Source organism: Methylomonas koyamae, assembly GCF_019669905.1.
In the GTDB taxonomy this organism is placed as follows: Bacteria; Pseudomonadota; Gammaproteobacteria; order Methylococcales; family Methylomonadaceae; genus Methylomonas; species Methylomonas koyamae.
The window spans coordinates 637,963-654,277 of record NZ_AP019777.1; the positions used below are offsets into that span (position 1 = coordinate 637,963).

Consider the following 16,315-nt stretch of genomic DNA (forward strand, 5'->3'; position numbering starts at 1 on the left):
CAAAATTGTTAAAGGGGGGCTTATGCCCCCTTTTTCGTTAATAAATACAGGAAGTATTTTAATTCAAGGAGCCAAGGATGGCCTCTATAGTAGAAATTTCAAATGTCGCGTTAATAGGCCTTGGTGAAAACCCTATTAGTGCGTTAACCGAGCAGTCTACTCCAGCTATTGCTGTTAATGCACATTGGAACACGGTTCGTCGTTCGTTGTTGCGTCGTCATACCTGGAACTTTGCGATAAAACGAGTTGATTTAGCTCGTTCAACAACCCCGCCTAATCACGCATACCAATATCGGTATGCGTTACCCACGGACAATATTAGGTTAGTTCAAGTTTATACCCAAGCCGATTACAAGGTTGAGGGTTCCTTCATTATTACTAATTCTGATAACTGTCAGATTAAGTACGTCGCAGACATTATTGACGTTAATCAATGGACTTCTGATTTTACAGCTTTGATGGCTGCTAATTTACAGGCGGAAATTGCTTATTCAATAACAAAAGACAAAGAACTTCAAAGGCAGTTCTACAAGGTATTTGTCGATAAGTTACAAGCTGCGATTTGGGCTGATGCCTCAGAGGATACCGAAGACGAGATCCCAACCGATGCGAATGGATTGGTGGGGGTACGTTTCTAATGGCCCGCGTCAAACAAGTAATTACTGACTTCACTACTGGTGAAATTTCACCAAAAATGATTGCACGCACTGACTTGGAAAGTTACAAGCACGGTGCCAAGGAAATGAAAAACGCTTACCCGCTGCCACATGGAGCGGCAACCTCAAGGCGTGGGACTCAGTTTGTCGCTGAGCTCAGAAATTCAAGTAAGCCAAGCCGCTTAATACCCTTCATCTATTCACGAACATTGTCATATTGTTTAGTGATTAATGATGGTTATTTGCGTTTTGTTAGAAACGGTCAGTACATTCTGAGCGGTGGAACCCCTTATGAGATTGCGGTTCCTTACACTGATTCGGAGCTCTCAACCTTAAGGTTCACCCAGGTTGGCACCGTGATGTATTTTGTGCATGGCAACTATCCACCAAAAACTTTAACGCGTGTTAGCGACACAAGTTGGACGTTAGCTGATGCAGCTTTCACTTACTATGCAGTAACGGACTTTTGGTACGAAAACTACTTCATTAAGTTCAAGATTATCTCAGGTACGACCGCGTTTAAAACGGGTGACAACTTCACGATTGCCGCAACGGCAGGCACCGTTACTGACCCTACACCGACGAATACCGGCAATGGCACGATAGCCGCGGTGACGTTTAAAAACAGTGCTCCAACCGAGACCTGGACGATTACTTGCGTGTATGCAGATTCCGATCGACAAGAATGGTCGGTGGTAGGTTCGGTTTCTGGTACGAAGATATTAACCTGGCATACCGGTAATTATCCAAAGACCATCGTTTTTCACGAACAACGACTGTACTTCGGCGGCACCGCCATGAACCCGCAAACCATCTGGGGTTCAGCTATCGGTGAGTACACGAACTTTACCCAAGGTGCAAAAGACAATAACGCTTTGCAATTCACCATCGCGTCAAATCAATATGACGAATTGATTCACCTATCGTCAGCTCGCTATTTGCTGCCATTGACCTACGGCGGCGAGTTTTCAATGACGGGATCAAGCACGACCGGTATTACCCCTTCCACGATCCGCATTGCACCACAAACCTATCATGGTTCAAACGATTGCATGCCGATCAAGATTGGTAATGAGGTGATATTTGTTCAACGCGATAACGCTAAAGTCAGGGCGATAAGTTATTCGGTTGCTGAGGACGTTAACCAAGCTCCAGACATTTCAGTGTTAGCCGAGCATTTGGTTGGCCCCGGAGTTATTGAGGCCGCGTTCGCTCAAAGCCCGGATTACCTTTCATGGTGGATACGTCAAGACGGAACCTTGCTGTCATGCGTTCACATGCGCGACTTCAACATGACGGGGTGGAGCTCACATTCAACCGAAGGTAATTTCGAGCATTTGGCGGTTATTCCAGAAAGTAACCAAGACACCGTTTATCTGGTTATCGAGCGAACCATTAACGGCAACACCAAGCGGTATATTGAATTCTTCAATTATTACGATGATGTTTATACCGACTGCGCGATTCAATTAACGGCTGGTTCTCCAACTACCACTTGGACAGGTTTATCGCACTTAGAAGGAAAAGAGGTGTTTCCAGTCGGTGATGGACAAGTGCTGCCAAAAGTGACGGTTTCAAGCGGGCAAATCACTTTATCAAAAGCGGTTTCATCTTTAGTGGTTGGTATCCCTTACTTACCGCGAATTGTTTTGCAACATCCAAACGTACCTAACGAGCATGGTACATCGCAAGGTGGAAAGGTCAATATTTCCAAAATTTTGATTAAAGTTCTGAATACAACTGGATTAACGATAAATAACCAAGAACAGCCATTTAGAAAATTTGGCGATTTGACGGATTCGGCAATTGCTCCATTTACCGGTGATATTGCGATAGCTAACTTAGGTTGGTCATCAAATGAAAACACCGTATTAGAGCAGCCATATCCTTTACCTTGGACAATTTTATCAGCGGTAATGTTTGTAAACAGCAATGATTAGACCAGCAACCTTAGACGATATTACTTATTTGTTAGCCATGATTACGGTGGACGGTGGTTTAGAAGTACCCAGTCACAAATGGATGAATTTAAGTTTATCGAAGATCAGTACGACTATGACGTATTTGATTTCAAAAGACCCTTGCATGTTTTTTGTTTATGAAAATGAAAAAGGCAAGATTGTTGGTTTTATCGCAGGTGAATTGTCCGAAATTTGGTATGGCACGGCTAAATTTGCAACCGACTATGCCCTTTATGTGATTAGCGACCAACGCCATAAACAAATTGGCTATAAGTTACTAATGCACTTTTTAAGCGAAGCTGAAAGATTAGGTGCTGAGCGAATTATGACGACAATGCCGCTTAGTAATTTTAATGGCGACAGTATGGAACGGCTGTTGACCAGAAAGGGTTTTACCCTGTCTTCGAAGACATACACAAAGGAATTGTAAATATGTGTGAACCAACAACGATCATGATGGGTGTCGGTATGGCGGCTTCGGCTGCGATGGCCGCTAAAAGCTCGTCTGACCAATCATCAGCTCAGAAAAAGGCCGGAAAGTATTCAGCACAATCAGCCGGTAGACAACAAGCTCAAGCTGAGTACGAAGCCAAACAAATTATGGAGCAAGCCAATGAGCAAGCTCGTCAAGTTAGGGCTGAAGCAATTTCAGTTCGAGGCAAGCAAATCGCAAATCAAGCCGCTTCAGGTGTTGTGGTTGGTGATGGTTCCGCTCAAGCAATGGTTGATGAAGTGACCCGCTTGGCTGAACAGGATGCGGTTGCGTATCTGATGAGTGGAGCTAACGGTTCAATCTCGGCCAATGAAAAAGGTCGATTAGCTCGTATGGATGGCGAATTCCAATCGAAACAGTTTTACACCCAAGCAAGCAACACCATGACTAACGGCATGATTGGAGCTGGTGCTTCATTGCTTTCAAGTGCTGGTTCATTGGGAGCAAAAAGCGGTATGACTTTTGGCGAGATGGGCGGAAATATAAAGGGAGCATTTACCGGCAGCCCATTCAACGGCTCAGGTATGTACAGATCATTTGGGAATTAATAAATGGCAATTAAATTAGAGATACCACAATCAGGACAACGCGGCCAAACCTTTGAAGCCGCTCCGCTTCAAGACCCAACGCGTGGCTTTGGAAATGTCGTCGCTAAACCAGTGTCCTTACCGACAGAGGATGTTCGCGGTAATACACGAGCCATCTTACAAACCGGCGAGTCCGCCGCTCAGACCAGTGCTACAGCTGCTAAAGCGATTAATTCCGCTGTGTCATACCTTCAGCAACATGCCGAAGCGGAAGACAAGGTAAAAGCCGCGCAGATTGAAAATGAAATGATCGTCAAGCACGCTGAAATCGATAAACGCAATCAAGAACGAGTTTTGAAAGGCGAAATTACCTTAGCTCAAGTCGCCGACGAAAACCGTAAAGCCTTGGAAACTGAGTACAGTGCGTTAATTGAAAACACCCCTTTCAACTTTGGCACAACCAGAGACACGTTGCGAGTGTCAGCCTCAAAAAGAATGGCGGTCAGTTTCGCGGAAGATACCGACAATTTCGTCAAAAAAAATACTCAAAACGCGATTGACGCTTACAACCTAAGAATTGACACGGTGGCGCAGTCAATGAACACCGATCCTGGTGCTTTTCAAAGAGGTATGCAGTCCTTCGAAGAGCTACGCAAAGACCCGCTTTACCAATTACGACCAGCGGTTTATGAAGCGGCGATTGATAAAGCAAAACGCTCTGCCGCCGGCCAAATGCTGACCACGTTAGCCAAGGAAAACCCAGATAAGTTTTTCCAGTACCAAGGCGATGGAACCTTGGACGTTTTCAAGGACGTTATTACGCCGGATCAAATGTCAGGTTTTAAAAACGATGCGGAAAACACAATTACCATACGAGCAAACCAAGAATTTGCTCAACGCAATAGGCTGTCAAATCAGACCCGCGACGACCTTTATTTGAAGTTGGTTCAAGACCCCAATGCGGTTTCAATTTCGGAAATCAGTGCTAATCCGAATTTAGAGCCTGCGGATAAAGCGGTATTGATCAACCATAAAAATCAAATTATCCAGACCGAGCAAAGTAAAAACAAAGACATTATCGAAATTCAAAACGCGATTAACGCGGCAAACGGTTCTGGTGTTGGCTTAACAGGCTGGTGAAAAACCCACTGATATTTCCCCTTACCCACGGTTTCCGTGATTTTTTCGTGTTGAAATCGGTCATGACATCGAGTTTCAACCGTTTTGCCCCTGTTTCAAGGGCTTTTTATTCGCCTGAAGCCGTCTGTGGACGGTTTTCAGGCGCACTTCGCCCTAGGTGGGCGCACTCCACGCCGGTTTCGGCGTGAACACCAATAGGTTGAGCAAGCGCGTCAGGTTGTAGGCGGCAAAGCAAAACAAGGCCTGACCTGCGACTTTGGCTAAGCCGATGTGGCGGGTTTTACGCAGGCCCCCGACGGTCTTGATCCAGCCGAAGGCTTCTTCGACGATTTTGCGGCGCTTGAGGCTTTGAGCGTACGCTTTGCCGCGCGCGGTGCGGCCATCGACGGCACTGCCGGTCTTTTTGCGAGCAACATGGGCTTTGATGTCTTGCGTCTTGAGTTTGTTGACGAACGCCGGTTGGTCATAGCCTTTGTCGGCACCGACGCTGCCGCCTTTGGGAACACGGCGTTTGATCATTGTTTGCGCGGCTTCGATTTCAGCGGTGCCGGTGGCTTGGGTGGTTTCGACATCGACAATCAGGCCGTTACGATTCTCGGATAGGGCATGGGTGATGTAACGCAGTTTGGCCTCGGTGTATTCGCCTTTCTTGTAAAGCCGCGCTTCGGGGTCTGTCGTGCTCTGATGCGTGGCATTGCTGCGCTTTTCGCCGCTGAAGTCGACCTCGGGATTGCGGCCGGCGGGTTTATCAGGACCGCTGCCGTCTTTCTTCACGAAGCTTTTGTGCGAGGCCCAGGCTTCGATCAGGCTGCCGTCGACACTGAAGTGTTCGTCGGACACCAGGTTTTGCCATTCGGCAATGGCCAAGACCCGCTCAAAAAACTCGCGACTCAGTGCTTCGGACAGCAGGCGCTCGCGGTTGGCGCTGAACACGCTGCGTTCCCAGACAGCATCGTCGATACCCAAACCGACAAACCAGCGAAACAGCAGGTTGTAGTCCAGCTGTTCCATCAACTGGCGTTCGCTACGAACGGTGTACAGCACTTGCAATAGCAAGGCGCGCAGCAGTTTTTCGGGCGCAATCGACGGGCGGCCAGTATGGGAGTAGCATTCGGCAAAGACCGCATCCATAGAGGCCAATACGCCATCGACGAGTAGCCGTAAACGACGCAACGGATGCTGTTTGGGAATACGGTCTTCCAGGCTAACGTAGCTGAACCAGCTATTTTGAATGGCATCGTGTCCGCGCATGGGGGGCTTCTCCAATTTAGATGCGCTATTTTACTTGTTTGCTGAGGCTATGCGCCTTGATGACTGCAGCTTTGGGAGTTTTTCACCAGCCTGTTAACCGATAGCCAAGTTGACAAGTATTACAGCTTAAACGCTGGTGCTTTGGTTGACACCTTTACAAAGGGATCGGTTGAGCAACGAAAAGCAACGTTGGACAACATCATGCAATTCACCGGTGGTCGTGTCCCGCAATCAGTCATCAATATTTTGAACACACCTCCGACAGAAGAAACCGCTCGTTCATTTTCGGAAACGCTGAACGCAATTCAAAAGGAGCATCCATCGGTTGCGGCGAAGGTTTCGGACGAAAACAAAGATATTGCTCGCATCATGGCCGACGAGGTTGAGCTTGGCTCAAAAACAAGCTTTGCCGATGCAAGAAAGATCAGGCAACAACGCCTCGACAACCTTGCTTCAGCGAAGACGTTTGACGATAGCTTATTACCGAAGGATTCCAGATACAAAACCCTTGCGGATATCGCCAGTGAGTTCGGTTCAGATTTCCCGGTTTCAGTTGCGGAGGATTATCGAGCCGCGTACCGCAGGCAGCAGCATTTGACCCCACACATGAACGACGAAGAGCTATCGAAACGAGCTTTGGCACAAATCACCTGGGCAAAGGAAGATATTGCCGGCAAGCAATTCACAATGTTTAACGCACCGTCAAAAATCTACAAAGACCCCGAGGATTTGAAGGCATTTAAGGTTATCACCGAGCAGTATGTAAAAGACAACAACATTGGGAACTTCCAACTAATCCCCGGTGCAAGATCAGTGGATGGTAAAACCGGTTATTTGTTGTTCAATTGGGATAAAAACCAATTCGAAGACAAGGTGTTTTCACCAAACAAAGAGGAAGCATATCGAATCATGAATCCAAATCGTGGGGCTGAATTTTCTTTGGGTAATGTCATTGGAAAAATTGAAACCGGCATTCGCAACCCGAATTTGATTAGCGAAATTCAGGCAGCTCAAGCCAAGGTTCCCGCGTTAGCTGATGAAAAAGGCTTATTCACCGCCATTGCAAAAACCGAATCGAATTTCAATACCAGTGCGGTAAATCCAGACTCCAAAGCGTATGGGCTTTATCAGTTTGTGGAATCGACCGGTAAGCAATACGGTTTAGCTCCAGGAGGCTCAGTTGAGGATCAACACTCGGCCATGATTAGCTACTGGCGTGATTTGACCAGGCGTTACCCTGGCGATACCGAACGAGCTTTGAAAGAGTACAGCGGTTATTTCTACAACAAGGATAAGTACGGCGAGAAATACGCCAATGAGGAGTTCAATAGATATATGAACACCCTCAAGAAAAATGGATACAAACCAGCATAAGGATTTTGCATGATTGAAATCAACCCACAGGATGTGGAAAAAAATTCAGTTCAACCGGTTCAGCAGCCGGAAGTGGTTCGCAGCCAGTTAACCCCAGACGCCCCTTCACCGGCTAATCCTTACTTTGATGAATTAAATCAACAGCAGCCTGAGCGTTCTTTGCTGCATGACGAGCTCGTTATTAATAACGCAGCCGGCTCGATATTGAATGCCACGAAAAAAGAATACAACATCGACTATCCCGCGCAGGCCGGCTATGAACCGTATCGCGATGATCGTACTTTGTTTAATCAAATCAAGTTAGACGATTATCCAAGCTTAATGGATTCGCGTTCGCCTCAAGAATTGAGGATGAAGCTTAGAAAACTTCACGACGAAGACGCCGCACGAGAAAACATTAGCCGCAATGGAGCATTGGGTGTGCTTGGCGCCGTTGTAACTGGTGTGGCTGATCCAATCAATTTAGTGCCAATGGTCGGTCAATCGACTAAGGCAAGGATGGCTTGGGCCGCTGCTACCACGGCAGTTGATGAAGCTGCCCTTCAAGCTAGCCAAGAACATCGAACCGCACAAGAGACCGCATTGAACATCGGCACGGCAACCGCGTTTACCGGTGTGCTGTCGGCTTTAGCCAATCGATATGGAGCAAAAGCTCCGATATTGCCAGATGGTGTGCCCGATCCTCATGCCCAACCAGATTATGTACCTATCCAATCAGCCGATTCCGTAGGTGCTGCCGCAACCCCTGATGCACTGATCGATACTTTTACAGCAGACGATACAAAATTAGTGGGAGGTTGGTTAACCAAGCTGGCTACCAAGGGACCAATGGGAGGTGTTGGTGCAAAGTTAATGCAAAGCCCTAACCCGGAGATTAGGTCTCTCGCAAACGAAGTTTTTGATCATGGCTTTGTCACGGTCGGCAATACCAAAGGTAAAGCGATTAATTCCGTCGAGGCTTTGATCGAAGATACCAAAAACAGTTGGGTAAGTAAGATTGAAGCTGATCGCCAAGCTGGCTTTGCTGAATACGTGAAAAATGCGGAGCAAGCTGTTCAGCAGTTCTCCAAAAAGGAGTTCAACGAGCTGGTTCAACGTCAATTGCGATATGGCGATGTTGTCGATAGTGGGATTGTTAAAGCCGCTGAAAACATCCGCAAAATGATCGATGATTTCGGCAAGGTTCTTTATGAGCACGACAAAATCAGCAACCCGGACAATGTGTACGGGGCGGTGCATATGTTTCCACGCGATTACCAGAAAAGCTTTGCGAGGTTGAACGCAAACGAGGTGATAACCAAATTAGCTGACCGAATTGAAGCCAAGTGGAAAGCTGACCCAAAAGAATTACAACGGGCAATGGATACCACCGATGGTAGCTTTCATGATGTTCGAGCCGAAGCATTGGATGTCGCTAAATCGGTTTATAACCACATTATTGGCGGTAAGTCTGAATTTCCGGCAACAACCGGTCGTCGTAAGCTGCGATTAGAGGACAAGGATTTGATGTTCCTGATCAATGAAGATCCTTATGAGATTGCTTACAAATACCTGGCTCGAACTGCCCCTAAGATCGAGTTGTTGAATAGATTTGGTAGTTACAACGCCGATCAATTGTTGAAAGACGCGTTAGCAAAGAACACAGATTTAAAGCTGAACGCTAAACCGAGTGAGCAAAAAGCTTTAGAGGCTGCAAGGGTTTCTGATGAGGAAAACTTTAAAGTAGCTTTCAATCGCTTACTTGGAAATCCGAACGACACCGGAGCCACGAATGCTTATAAAGATGGTCTGAATTTTTTGAATAACTTCTTGGTTTCAACCAAGATGGGTAAAGCTTTAATCGCGTCTTTGAATGACGTTGGGGCCAGTGTAATGATCAATGGTCCGATTAAATCAATGGAGCATTATGGCAAAGCGTTATTGGATTTTAGTGACTTAGGAAAGCTGCAAAAAGCTCAAGCAACCCGAATGGCTACCGCCTGGGATCGTGTTGCCAGTGATCGAGCAAAAGACCTGGAAGAGATCATGTCGAGCAGCAACCCGAATAACTTCATCAACGATTTTATGGCTAAGACCTCTGCTACGTTGATGAAAGCTTCAGGCTTGCCGAAGTGGACGACCTTCGGCCAAGGCGTAAATGGCACCATCGCGGTCGATAAAATCTTGGCGGCTGGTGAAAGGTTAACGGGTGGAGCAAAGTTAAGTAACTCCGAAATTACGTTTTTTGCTCAGCATGGTTTGACCGCTGAGAACATCAAAGATATTTACGCCGCAAGCAAGCAATTTGGTGATGTATCCAATCGCATTGCCAATGTCGATCAATGGGCTGACCAAGAGCTTGCCGGTGTTTTTGGTAGCTCAGTAAACAGGATGGTTAGCTCCGCCATTGTAAAGGTCAATGCGTCCACCTTACCCGCCTTCATGGATCGAGCCGAGCTAAAGCTGCTGTTCAAGTTTCAATCGTTCGCTTGGTCTGCATGGCAACGTATCGCGGTTGCCGGCTTACAGCGTCACGATGCGAACTTTTTATGGGCGGCAACAGCTATGACTGGCATCGGCATCTTGCAGACCAAGCTGAAAAGCTTCGCTTATGGAAATAAAGAGCCTGAAACCTGGGAGGGTTGGGTAGTTTCCGGGGTGAACAACACTGGTTTAGGTCTATTCCCCGGCATGCTGTACGACAAGTTAAGTGCTCCATTTGGATTAACACCGACAAATCGATTGTTTGATGCCTCAAAAGCGTATGGCTACGAAAAAGGTAAGCCGGATTGGGTTCGCTTTATTGGGCCTGGTGCTCAACCCTTTACCGATGCTTCAACGGTATTGAATGGCTTCAGAGATACAGAGCGTTGGGACAAACAAGAGATTGACGCGACCCGCAGGCTAATACCATTCAACAACCTCTGGTATGCCAGCCATGCGGTTGATCAATTTAACCGTGAATGGGCTTCAATGGTTGGAGCTCCATATGAAACCAAGGGTGAGATAAATAAGTTGATAGAGGGAAAATAAATAGCAACTGATATTGTTAGTTAGGAGTAATGCTCATGGACGAGCAAAAAGAAAGAATTGAACTTGCCCCACCTAATCATGGAGACGGGATTGTCTATGAAGTAAACGGAAAACCTGTGTCCAAAATGACTTACCACCGTCATAAGTCGGGTAAGTCTGAAACGCAAAGGGATACGGTTCGGGAAAAAAAGCCTCACGAGCTTGCCGGTTACTTTTCCGAAGGAAAAAAAGTCAGTCGTACAACGGAATGGCGAAGACGTACTAAAGCCGCTCGCAAAGAACGCGAGATGGCTAACCCAAATTCTCCACATCAACAAAAGCTGAAAAGTATCGAAGCGGAGTTTGGCTCAGCGACTGACGCTGACCGCTTGCGCATGACTTACACCGAGTTGGTCCGTCGTATTTCAGTCGAATCGCACAGCCAATTTATAACCGATGTGAATTGGGACGACTTAGGCAGTGTTGATAAACGAAGCCGCCAGCTACAAAACTTAAAAAACCTTCTGGCAGTGACCAAGCAAATGACAGAGCTCATTGACCGCTTGGAAAGTGACCATTACCAGACAAACATTCGAACCAAAGAAGAGAAAGACGAGCAAAACAAAGTTATTGCTGCCGCTGAGGTGTTGTTATTGAAGCGAGCTAAGTGATGACGGATTTTGATTTTCCGTTGTACGCGGCGGTTTGGTATCACCAGAGCGGTTGGGAAATTCCGGAAGTACACTTCAAGATTTTCGAGTATTTAGAAGACGAAGAAAACTGGGGTAAGAACAAAACCAAGATCGTTCTGCTTTGGCGCGGTATTGGTAAATCGACCATCACTGACCTTTGGGTTGCTTATAAGCTTACGAAGAACCCTGCCCTTCGGTTTTTGATCATGTCAGCGGATGGAGAAACCGCGAAGAAGTCAACCCAGGATATTCTCCAGGTTTTACGCAGGCATCCATTTAGTCAGCATTTGATTAAAGCGGGTCGTGACCTTGAAGTTAGAAAGGACAGTTTCTTTGTAGCTGGTCACGTCGATAACCGAAATTCTTCCGTAAAAGCAAAAGGCATCTTATCCAACGTTACCGGCGGTCGTGCTGACTACATCATCTTTGACGATATTGAGGTTCCAAAAAACTCAGGGACGGCACACAAGCGTGAAGAGCTAAGGCGACGGGTATCCGAAGCAAATAACCTGCTTGTTCCAGAGGTTGGTCGCAGGTTGTTTATCGGTACTTACCACGACCCGGAATCGATTTATGACGAGGTTGCGCAAAATGGTGCTTCAAAGCTTAGGGTGCCACTTATCACCAATATCAAAGGTGATTATCCCTACATGGAAGGTGACAGCCAATGGCCGGAACGTTTTAGCAATCAGTGGATTTTAGAGAAGCAATTAAGCTGCCACAGTAAATCCGAGTGGTTATCGCAATATCTGTTGATTCCAGCGTCAACGAGTGACTCCGTTCTCGACGTTGCACGCATAAAAATGTACGACAAGGAAGTTGATTTCGTTTCTGCGAATAACTCATATCACGTAACGATTGGCGAGCATGTCATCAGAAGCGTTTCTTGCTTTTGGGACCCGGCGATAAGCAGTGCCAGAGGTGACGACTCAGTAGTCGCGGTTGTGTTCTCAGACGACGACAACAATTACTTTATCCACCGAACGATAGCTGTTGTTGGCGACACTGACGATCAGTGTAAAGCGGTCAAGCGAATTGCTCTGGAATTCAATATCCCCATTGTTAATATCGAGATGAATGGTATCGGGGCCATGCTGCCACCGATGTTGATCAAGCACCTCGAAGGTACAGGCATTGGAGTTAACTCAGCCTTCAATCGAGAAGCGAAGAACGACAGGATCATCAAAGCGTTTGAAACGCCGCTGTACGCCGGAAGGATACACGCTCACGCGTCGGTTATTAACTCACCTTTCTTTCATCAAATCCGCGACTTTAACCCATCAGTTACTAAAGCAAGGGACGACTTTATCGACGCGGCCGCGTCGGCCATCTTACGGGAGCCAATTCGGATTGCAGCTTCAGTATTGGCAATGGGCTCCATAAATAAAGCATGGATGTCGCAAGGCACGTTTGAGCTCGAAATGGACGAGCTCGTTTTTTAAAGGGAATTAAATGTCAATCTCAATTCAAGACTTGATCAACGAGTACACAGGTAACGGTTCAACTACCGCGTTTCCGTTTACCTTCAAAATTTTAACGACTGACCAGCTAAGCGTCGTTGTCGATGGTGTGGTCGTAACGACTGGGTTTTCAGTCAGCATTGACCCACTTGGAGCTGGCGGCACCGTTACCTTCTATGTTCCGCCTGCAAATGCAACAAATATTCGTTTGTTTAGGCAAACCCCAATATTGAGGTCAACTGACTTTATTGAAGGTGGCCCTTTGGACTCAGCCGTGTTGGATGGCGACTTGGATTATTTAACATCAATCGCGCAAGAAATCGGTACTTACGGTATTAAGCTGAACGAAACAGGTAAATGGGATGCTAACAATATTTCAATTATCAATTTAGCCAGCCCAGAGAATTCGGCAGATGCAGTAAACAAGCTTTATGTCGATCAGGTTGTGACGCGACTTGGAAATTTAACTGTGCCTTTAAACCCAACTGATAACGGAAAGTGGTTGAAAGCAAATGCTGGAATTGCATCCTGGCAAGCGGTAACCAACGCGGACTTAGTGAGCTATTTAGGCTATACCCCCGCGAATAAAGCTGGCGACACCTTTACGGGTTCGGTTTCGTTTTCAAACACGGCGACCTTCAATCAAGTTCCGAAAACAACCGCAACCAACACGACCGATACCACGGAACTTGCGACGGTTGGTTTTGTAAATACAAGCCTCGAAGCGGCAGGAAGTGCAGGCATCAGGCAAACCGTATTGAGTGGGCCGGTAGATTCAACGGGAGCGTCAGCTTTTGGCGGCAGCACGGGATCGACCACAGTGACCGCAAGCGGAACCTTGGTGATTACAGCGGCGAATGGTAATAGCGACTACAAGAAATCAATTACCAATCCAAGTTGGACTGGCCTTTCAACGAACGGGACGATGTATCTGTATTTGGACATAAATGGCGGGTTAATTTCAACTGGTTCAACGACTTTACAACCAAATTACCAGTGGGGTGGTACTTACAGCACAACTAATAACCAACATACTTTCAACATTCAAGAAATGACTATGAAGGTAGGTAATGGCTCAATCGCAAACACTGTAAACCGCGTGTTTGTTGGAGAGGTTACTGTCGCTGGTGGCGTTGTGACCGCGATAACTTGGTATCAACTGCTTGGTAGATTTACTTCAGCTTGGACGAATACTTTACCTGGAATAAACACCACAATTTCAGCAACTCATAAGCTTGGTGTAATGCCTGACATTGCGTATTTAGATGTTGAGTGTATTACAGCGGATATAACTTATAGTGTTGGGGAGCAGGTTGTTTTTTCATCATTCGCTGGTAGCTATGCTCGAAACACTGATGAACCGTGGAAAAACAAAACAACTGTTGGATTCACTACAGGAGGTACAACTGCCTTTGGAGGTATCAATAAATCAGGGACAGTTGTAACGCCGACCGCCGCTAACTGGAAGTACAGGTTTGTTGCTCAACGAGGTTGGTAAATCATAAAGTACGCTGTAATTTAGTGATTTGATCAATTTACAGCGTGCTTATGTCAAAGACACTTACGTTAGGCTTCGCTTTGATGTTCTCCGGCGCAACATGCTTATCCAATGACTTTGCTGATATCGAACACAATATCAAACCGGGTAATATCGTTATCATTGGAGAAACTCACCAACAACCCGAGTCACCACGATTTTTTAAGGGGCTGGTCGAAGCAACAATCGCTAAGTATCAGTGCGTAAGCATCGGCCTTGAGATCGAGCGTGACCAGCAAGCAATCATCGACGACGTAATGGCCGGCAAGGAGCCGGCATCAAAAATCAAAATTCCCTTCCCAATCGATCATGCCGGGATGCGTTGGATGATCGAGCAATTCGCCGAACTCAAACGACAAACACCTTGTTTGAGAGTTGAAGCCATCGACGCCGATCAAGACCGCGATGAAAACATGGCAAACCGGCTTGCCGACTTTCCGGCCGACAAACCAATTCTGGTTTTACTCGGAGGACTGCACACACTGAAAAAAGTTAATTGGACTGTCAGAAGTGGCAAGCCTGCTGTCGCTGAAATTTTGGCCAATCGTGGCTTCAGCGTTAAAACTTATCCGCAACGTTGGCTGCCCGAGAAATGCACGTCGGATCAGGGTAGAATAAGTCTTTTTGTTAGCGCCTCTGACCCAGAAGCATTACCGATTTTGAACCAGACATTGATGTCTTTGATTAACGCAAAGAAGCATCGAGCGGCAACTGATGTGATAGATGGGCTCGTATTGTGGAAATGCAAAGGTGAGAAAGTGTAGGCTCGAAACGGAGCATTTACGCCTGTTGGTGCAACTTTGAAATTTCTGAAAAACAACCTAAGCTACACAGCCGAGCATCTGTTGTCTCTCATTCGAAATGATCAATAACAGCAACTTGACCGTTACCTGTAATCGAAGATTTACTGACAAGTAGGATGCGATTCTTGTCTCACTGCCTCCTACTCGTTTTGCCTGCGACAAATAAATCATTTAATTGATACGAGGTGATGAGCTTTCTGTGACAATTTTCAAAATAACACGCTTCATGCCTTCTGGTTGAAACCCTGAATCGACCATTCGACTTACGATCAAATTACGTAGTATTTCATAGGAAATCGAAAGTCTTTGTTGGGAAACAAATGCCTTCAGAATTTCCCGGCCAGGCAGAATTTTTTTCCAAGATCCATCTCCAAATGCAGCCTCAATTTCGGATTTCCATTCAGTCTGTTTTTCAAAAAGTGCCTTCTGTGTCAACTGTTCTTTTACGACCGTTTCCACTTTGGACAGAGACCGCTCCGCTGCTTCATTTGTATATCGCGCAATCTCTTCAGCAGCAGGATCGAATTTAATATCTATACAGTTTACGATTTTAGAGTTTACATAGTCGCACATTCTTTGCCTGAGCGCTTTGAAAACAACTGTTCTAGCAGCACTTCTAAGAGCTTCTAGTCCAGTTTCTATGTCCATCCGACTAGATGGATCAATAATATTTACTGCTTCAACAACATAGCGGGGTTCTAGCAAGTAATTCTCAATATGATAAACGTCCCACCTAAAACGACGGACGCCACTTGGAGGAGGCGCACTAGCCTCTGAGTCGCCATCAGTTATCGCAAAAAAACGGATAGGAAGATCCCCCTTTGTGTAGGCCCGATTGAGAACATCGTGTAGGGCTTCAACTTTTGTTTTATTGCTACCAGAGAGAAGGTTTACACCGGCCAGTTCATTAGGGAAAAGCCTTGCAACGATACTTTGATCAAAGTCGGTATCCCCACCGCCTTCGAACAGTATCGCAGTCCCATCGGGTCGGTAAGCAGCGAGATCACCAACCAAATCAGCCATTGCAAGATCTAGGTCTTCGCTTGCGCTCAATTGCCGAAGCTGTCCGCGCCCGCCATTTATTCCACAAGGGAACATATGAAAGACACTGAAACCAGGTTTTCCAACAGCTTCTCGTAAAAGCGCATCGGAATGAGTGACCAGCCAAAGCTGATTGTTAAGAGCTTCTCCTAGATGGCGCCGATAGAACTCTGGGAGGTTTCTAATAAGGCGAGGATTGAGGTGTAGTTCAGGCTCATCAAGCAAAATTATTGAATTTTTCGGAGCTGAGCTTCTAATTCGAAGATACCCGTACAAAATTTCTTTTTCACCTGCCGACAATTCGTCGAGATCATGAATATTCCCATTGGCGGTTCGTACAGGAAATTCAAGACGCCCGTCGGACGTGGGTTGTGGTCCAAGAAACTCTT

The 16,315-nt window shown here is 46.4% G+C and carries 13 protein-coding genes; 11 read left to right on the forward strand and 2 right to left on the reverse strand.

Annotation, left to right across the window (positions count from 1 at the left end):
- The first annotated feature begins 77 nt into the window (after positions 1-77).
- From MKFW12EY_RS03090 to MKFW12EY_RS03110, 5 genes are read left to right on the forward strand one after another with little or no spacing between them, the layout of a single operon-like run.
- On the forward strand, positions 78-638 hold the full coding sequence (locus MKFW12EY_RS03090) for a phage connector family protein (protein WP_054763588.1): 561 nt from the start codon (positions 78-80) through the stop codon (positions 636-638).
- Complete coding sequence (locus MKFW12EY_RS03095) at positions 638-2,596, forward strand: phage tail protein (RefSeq protein WP_054763589.1); 1,959 nt, start codon at positions 638-640, stop codon at positions 2,594-2,596. The genes MKFW12EY_RS03090 and MKFW12EY_RS03095 overlap by 1 nt, the downstream gene beginning before the upstream one ends.
- Positions 2,589-3,047 (forward strand): GNAT family N-acetyltransferase, encoded by a 459-nt coding sequence (locus tag MKFW12EY_RS03100; protein ID WP_054763590.1) that lies wholly within the window; start codon positions 2,589-2,591, stop codon positions 3,045-3,047. The genes MKFW12EY_RS03095 and MKFW12EY_RS03100 overlap by 8 nt, the downstream gene beginning before the upstream one ends.
- A 2-nt stretch (positions 3,048-3,049) precedes the next feature.
- Positions 3,050-3,658 (forward strand): virion core protein, T7 gp14 family, encoded by a 609-nt coding sequence (locus tag MKFW12EY_RS03105; protein ID WP_054763591.1) that lies wholly within the window; start codon positions 3,050-3,052, stop codon positions 3,656-3,658.
- Between the two features lie 3 nt (positions 3,659-3,661).
- A complete protein-coding gene (locus tag MKFW12EY_RS03110; RefSeq protein WP_221053987.1) occupies positions 3,662-4,777 on the forward strand; it encodes a hypothetical protein in 1,116 nt (371 codons plus the stop codon).
- A 153-nt stretch (positions 4,778-4,930) separates the two neighbouring features.
- Here MKFW12EY_RS03110 and MKFW12EY_RS03115 read toward each other — a convergent pair whose 3' ends face one another.
- Positions 4,931-6,028: an IS5 family transposase gene (locus MKFW12EY_RS03115; RefSeq protein WP_221053058.1), complete on the reverse strand. Its 1,098-nt coding sequence runs from the start codon at positions 6,026-6,028 to the stop codon at positions 4,931-4,933.
- A 201-nt stretch (positions 6,029-6,229) separates the two neighbouring features.
- On the opposite strand from MKFW12EY_RS03115, the gene MKFW12EY_RS03120 reads away from it, so the two are divergent.
- The 6 genes from MKFW12EY_RS03120 to MKFW12EY_RS03145 are packed head-to-tail and all read left to right on the forward strand — an operon-like array spanning position 6,230 to position 14,846.
- On the forward strand, positions 6,230-7,402 hold the full coding sequence (locus MKFW12EY_RS03120) for a transglycosylase SLT domain-containing protein (RefSeq protein ID WP_221053988.1): 1,173 nt from the start codon (positions 6,230-6,232) through the stop codon (positions 7,400-7,402).
- Between the two features lie 9 nt (positions 7,403-7,411).
- A complete protein-coding gene (locus MKFW12EY_RS03125) occupies positions 7,412-10,414 on the forward strand; it encodes a hypothetical protein (RefSeq protein ID WP_221053989.1) in 3,003 nt (1,000 codons plus the stop codon).
- Positions 10,415-10,449: 35 nt separating this feature from the next.
- A complete protein-coding gene (locus MKFW12EY_RS03130; protein WP_221053990.1) occupies positions 10,450-11,064 on the forward strand; it encodes a hypothetical protein in 615 nt (204 codons plus the stop codon).
- On the forward strand, positions 11,064-12,527 hold the full coding sequence (gene terL, locus MKFW12EY_RS03135; protein ID WP_221053991.1) for a phage terminase large subunit: 1,464 nt from the start codon (positions 11,064-11,066) through the stop codon (positions 12,525-12,527). The genes MKFW12EY_RS03130 and terL overlap by 1 nt, the downstream gene beginning before the upstream one ends.
- 10 nt (positions 12,528-12,537) lie before the next feature.
- Positions 12,538-14,043, forward strand: a complete 1,506-nt coding sequence (locus MKFW12EY_RS03140; RefSeq protein WP_054763260.1) for a phage tail fiber domain-containing protein — start codon at positions 12,538-12,540, stop codon at positions 14,041-14,043.
- Positions 14,044-14,093: 50 nt separating this feature from the next.
- Positions 14,094-14,846, forward strand: coding sequence for a TraB/GumN family protein (locus MKFW12EY_RS03145; protein ID WP_054763261.1), 753 nt, complete (start codon positions 14,094-14,096; stop codon positions 14,844-14,846).
- A gap of 210 nt (positions 14,847-15,056) precedes the next feature.
- On the opposite strand, the gene MKFW12EY_RS03150 is transcribed toward MKFW12EY_RS03145, so the two are convergent.
- Positions 15,057-16,226: an AAA family ATPase gene (locus MKFW12EY_RS03150; protein WP_054763262.1), complete on the reverse strand. Its 1,170-nt coding sequence runs from the start codon at positions 16,224-16,226 to the stop codon at positions 15,057-15,059.
- Positions 16,227-16,315 lie beyond the last annotated feature (89 nt).

Bases quoted from the DNA above. Each gene is read 5' to 3' on its own strand.
- MKFW12EY_RS03090 (WP_054763588.1), top strand. From the start codon at position 78: ATGGCCTCTATAGTAGAAATTTCAAATGTCGCGTTAATAGGCCTTGGT.
- MKFW12EY_RS03095 (WP_054763589.1), top strand. From the start codon at position 638: ATGGCCCGCGTCAAACAAGTAATTACTGACTTCACTACTGGTGAAATT.
- MKFW12EY_RS03100 (WP_054763590.1), top strand. From the start codon at position 2,589: ATGATTAGACCAGCAACCTTAGACGATATTACTTATTTGTTAGCCATG.
- MKFW12EY_RS03105 (WP_054763591.1), top strand. From the start codon at position 3,050: ATGTGTGAACCAACAACGATCATGATGGGTGTCGGTATGGCGGCTTCG.
- MKFW12EY_RS03110 (WP_221053987.1), top strand. From the start codon at position 3,662: ATGGCAATTAAATTAGAGATACCACAATCAGGACAACGCGGCCAAACC.
- MKFW12EY_RS03115 (WP_221053058.1), bottom strand. From the start codon at position 6,028: ATGCGCGGACACGATGCCATTCAAAATAGCTGGTTCAGCTACGTTAGC.
- MKFW12EY_RS03120 (WP_221053988.1), top strand. From the start codon at position 6,230: ATGCAATTCACCGGTGGTCGTGTCCCGCAATCAGTCATCAATATTTTG.
- MKFW12EY_RS03125 (WP_221053989.1), top strand. From the start codon at position 7,412: ATGATTGAAATCAACCCACAGGATGTGGAAAAAAATTCAGTTCAACCG.
- MKFW12EY_RS03130 (WP_221053990.1), top strand. From the start codon at position 10,450: ATGGACGAGCAAAAAGAAAGAATTGAACTTGCCCCACCTAATCATGGA.
- terL (WP_221053991.1), top strand. From the start codon at position 11,064: ATGACGGATTTTGATTTTCCGTTGTACGCGGCGGTTTGGTATCACCAG.
- MKFW12EY_RS03140 (WP_054763260.1), top strand. From the start codon at position 12,538: ATGTCAATCTCAATTCAAGACTTGATCAACGAGTACACAGGTAACGGT.
- MKFW12EY_RS03145 (WP_054763261.1), top strand. From the start codon at position 14,094: ATGTCAAAGACACTTACGTTAGGCTTCGCTTTGATGTTCTCCGGCGCA.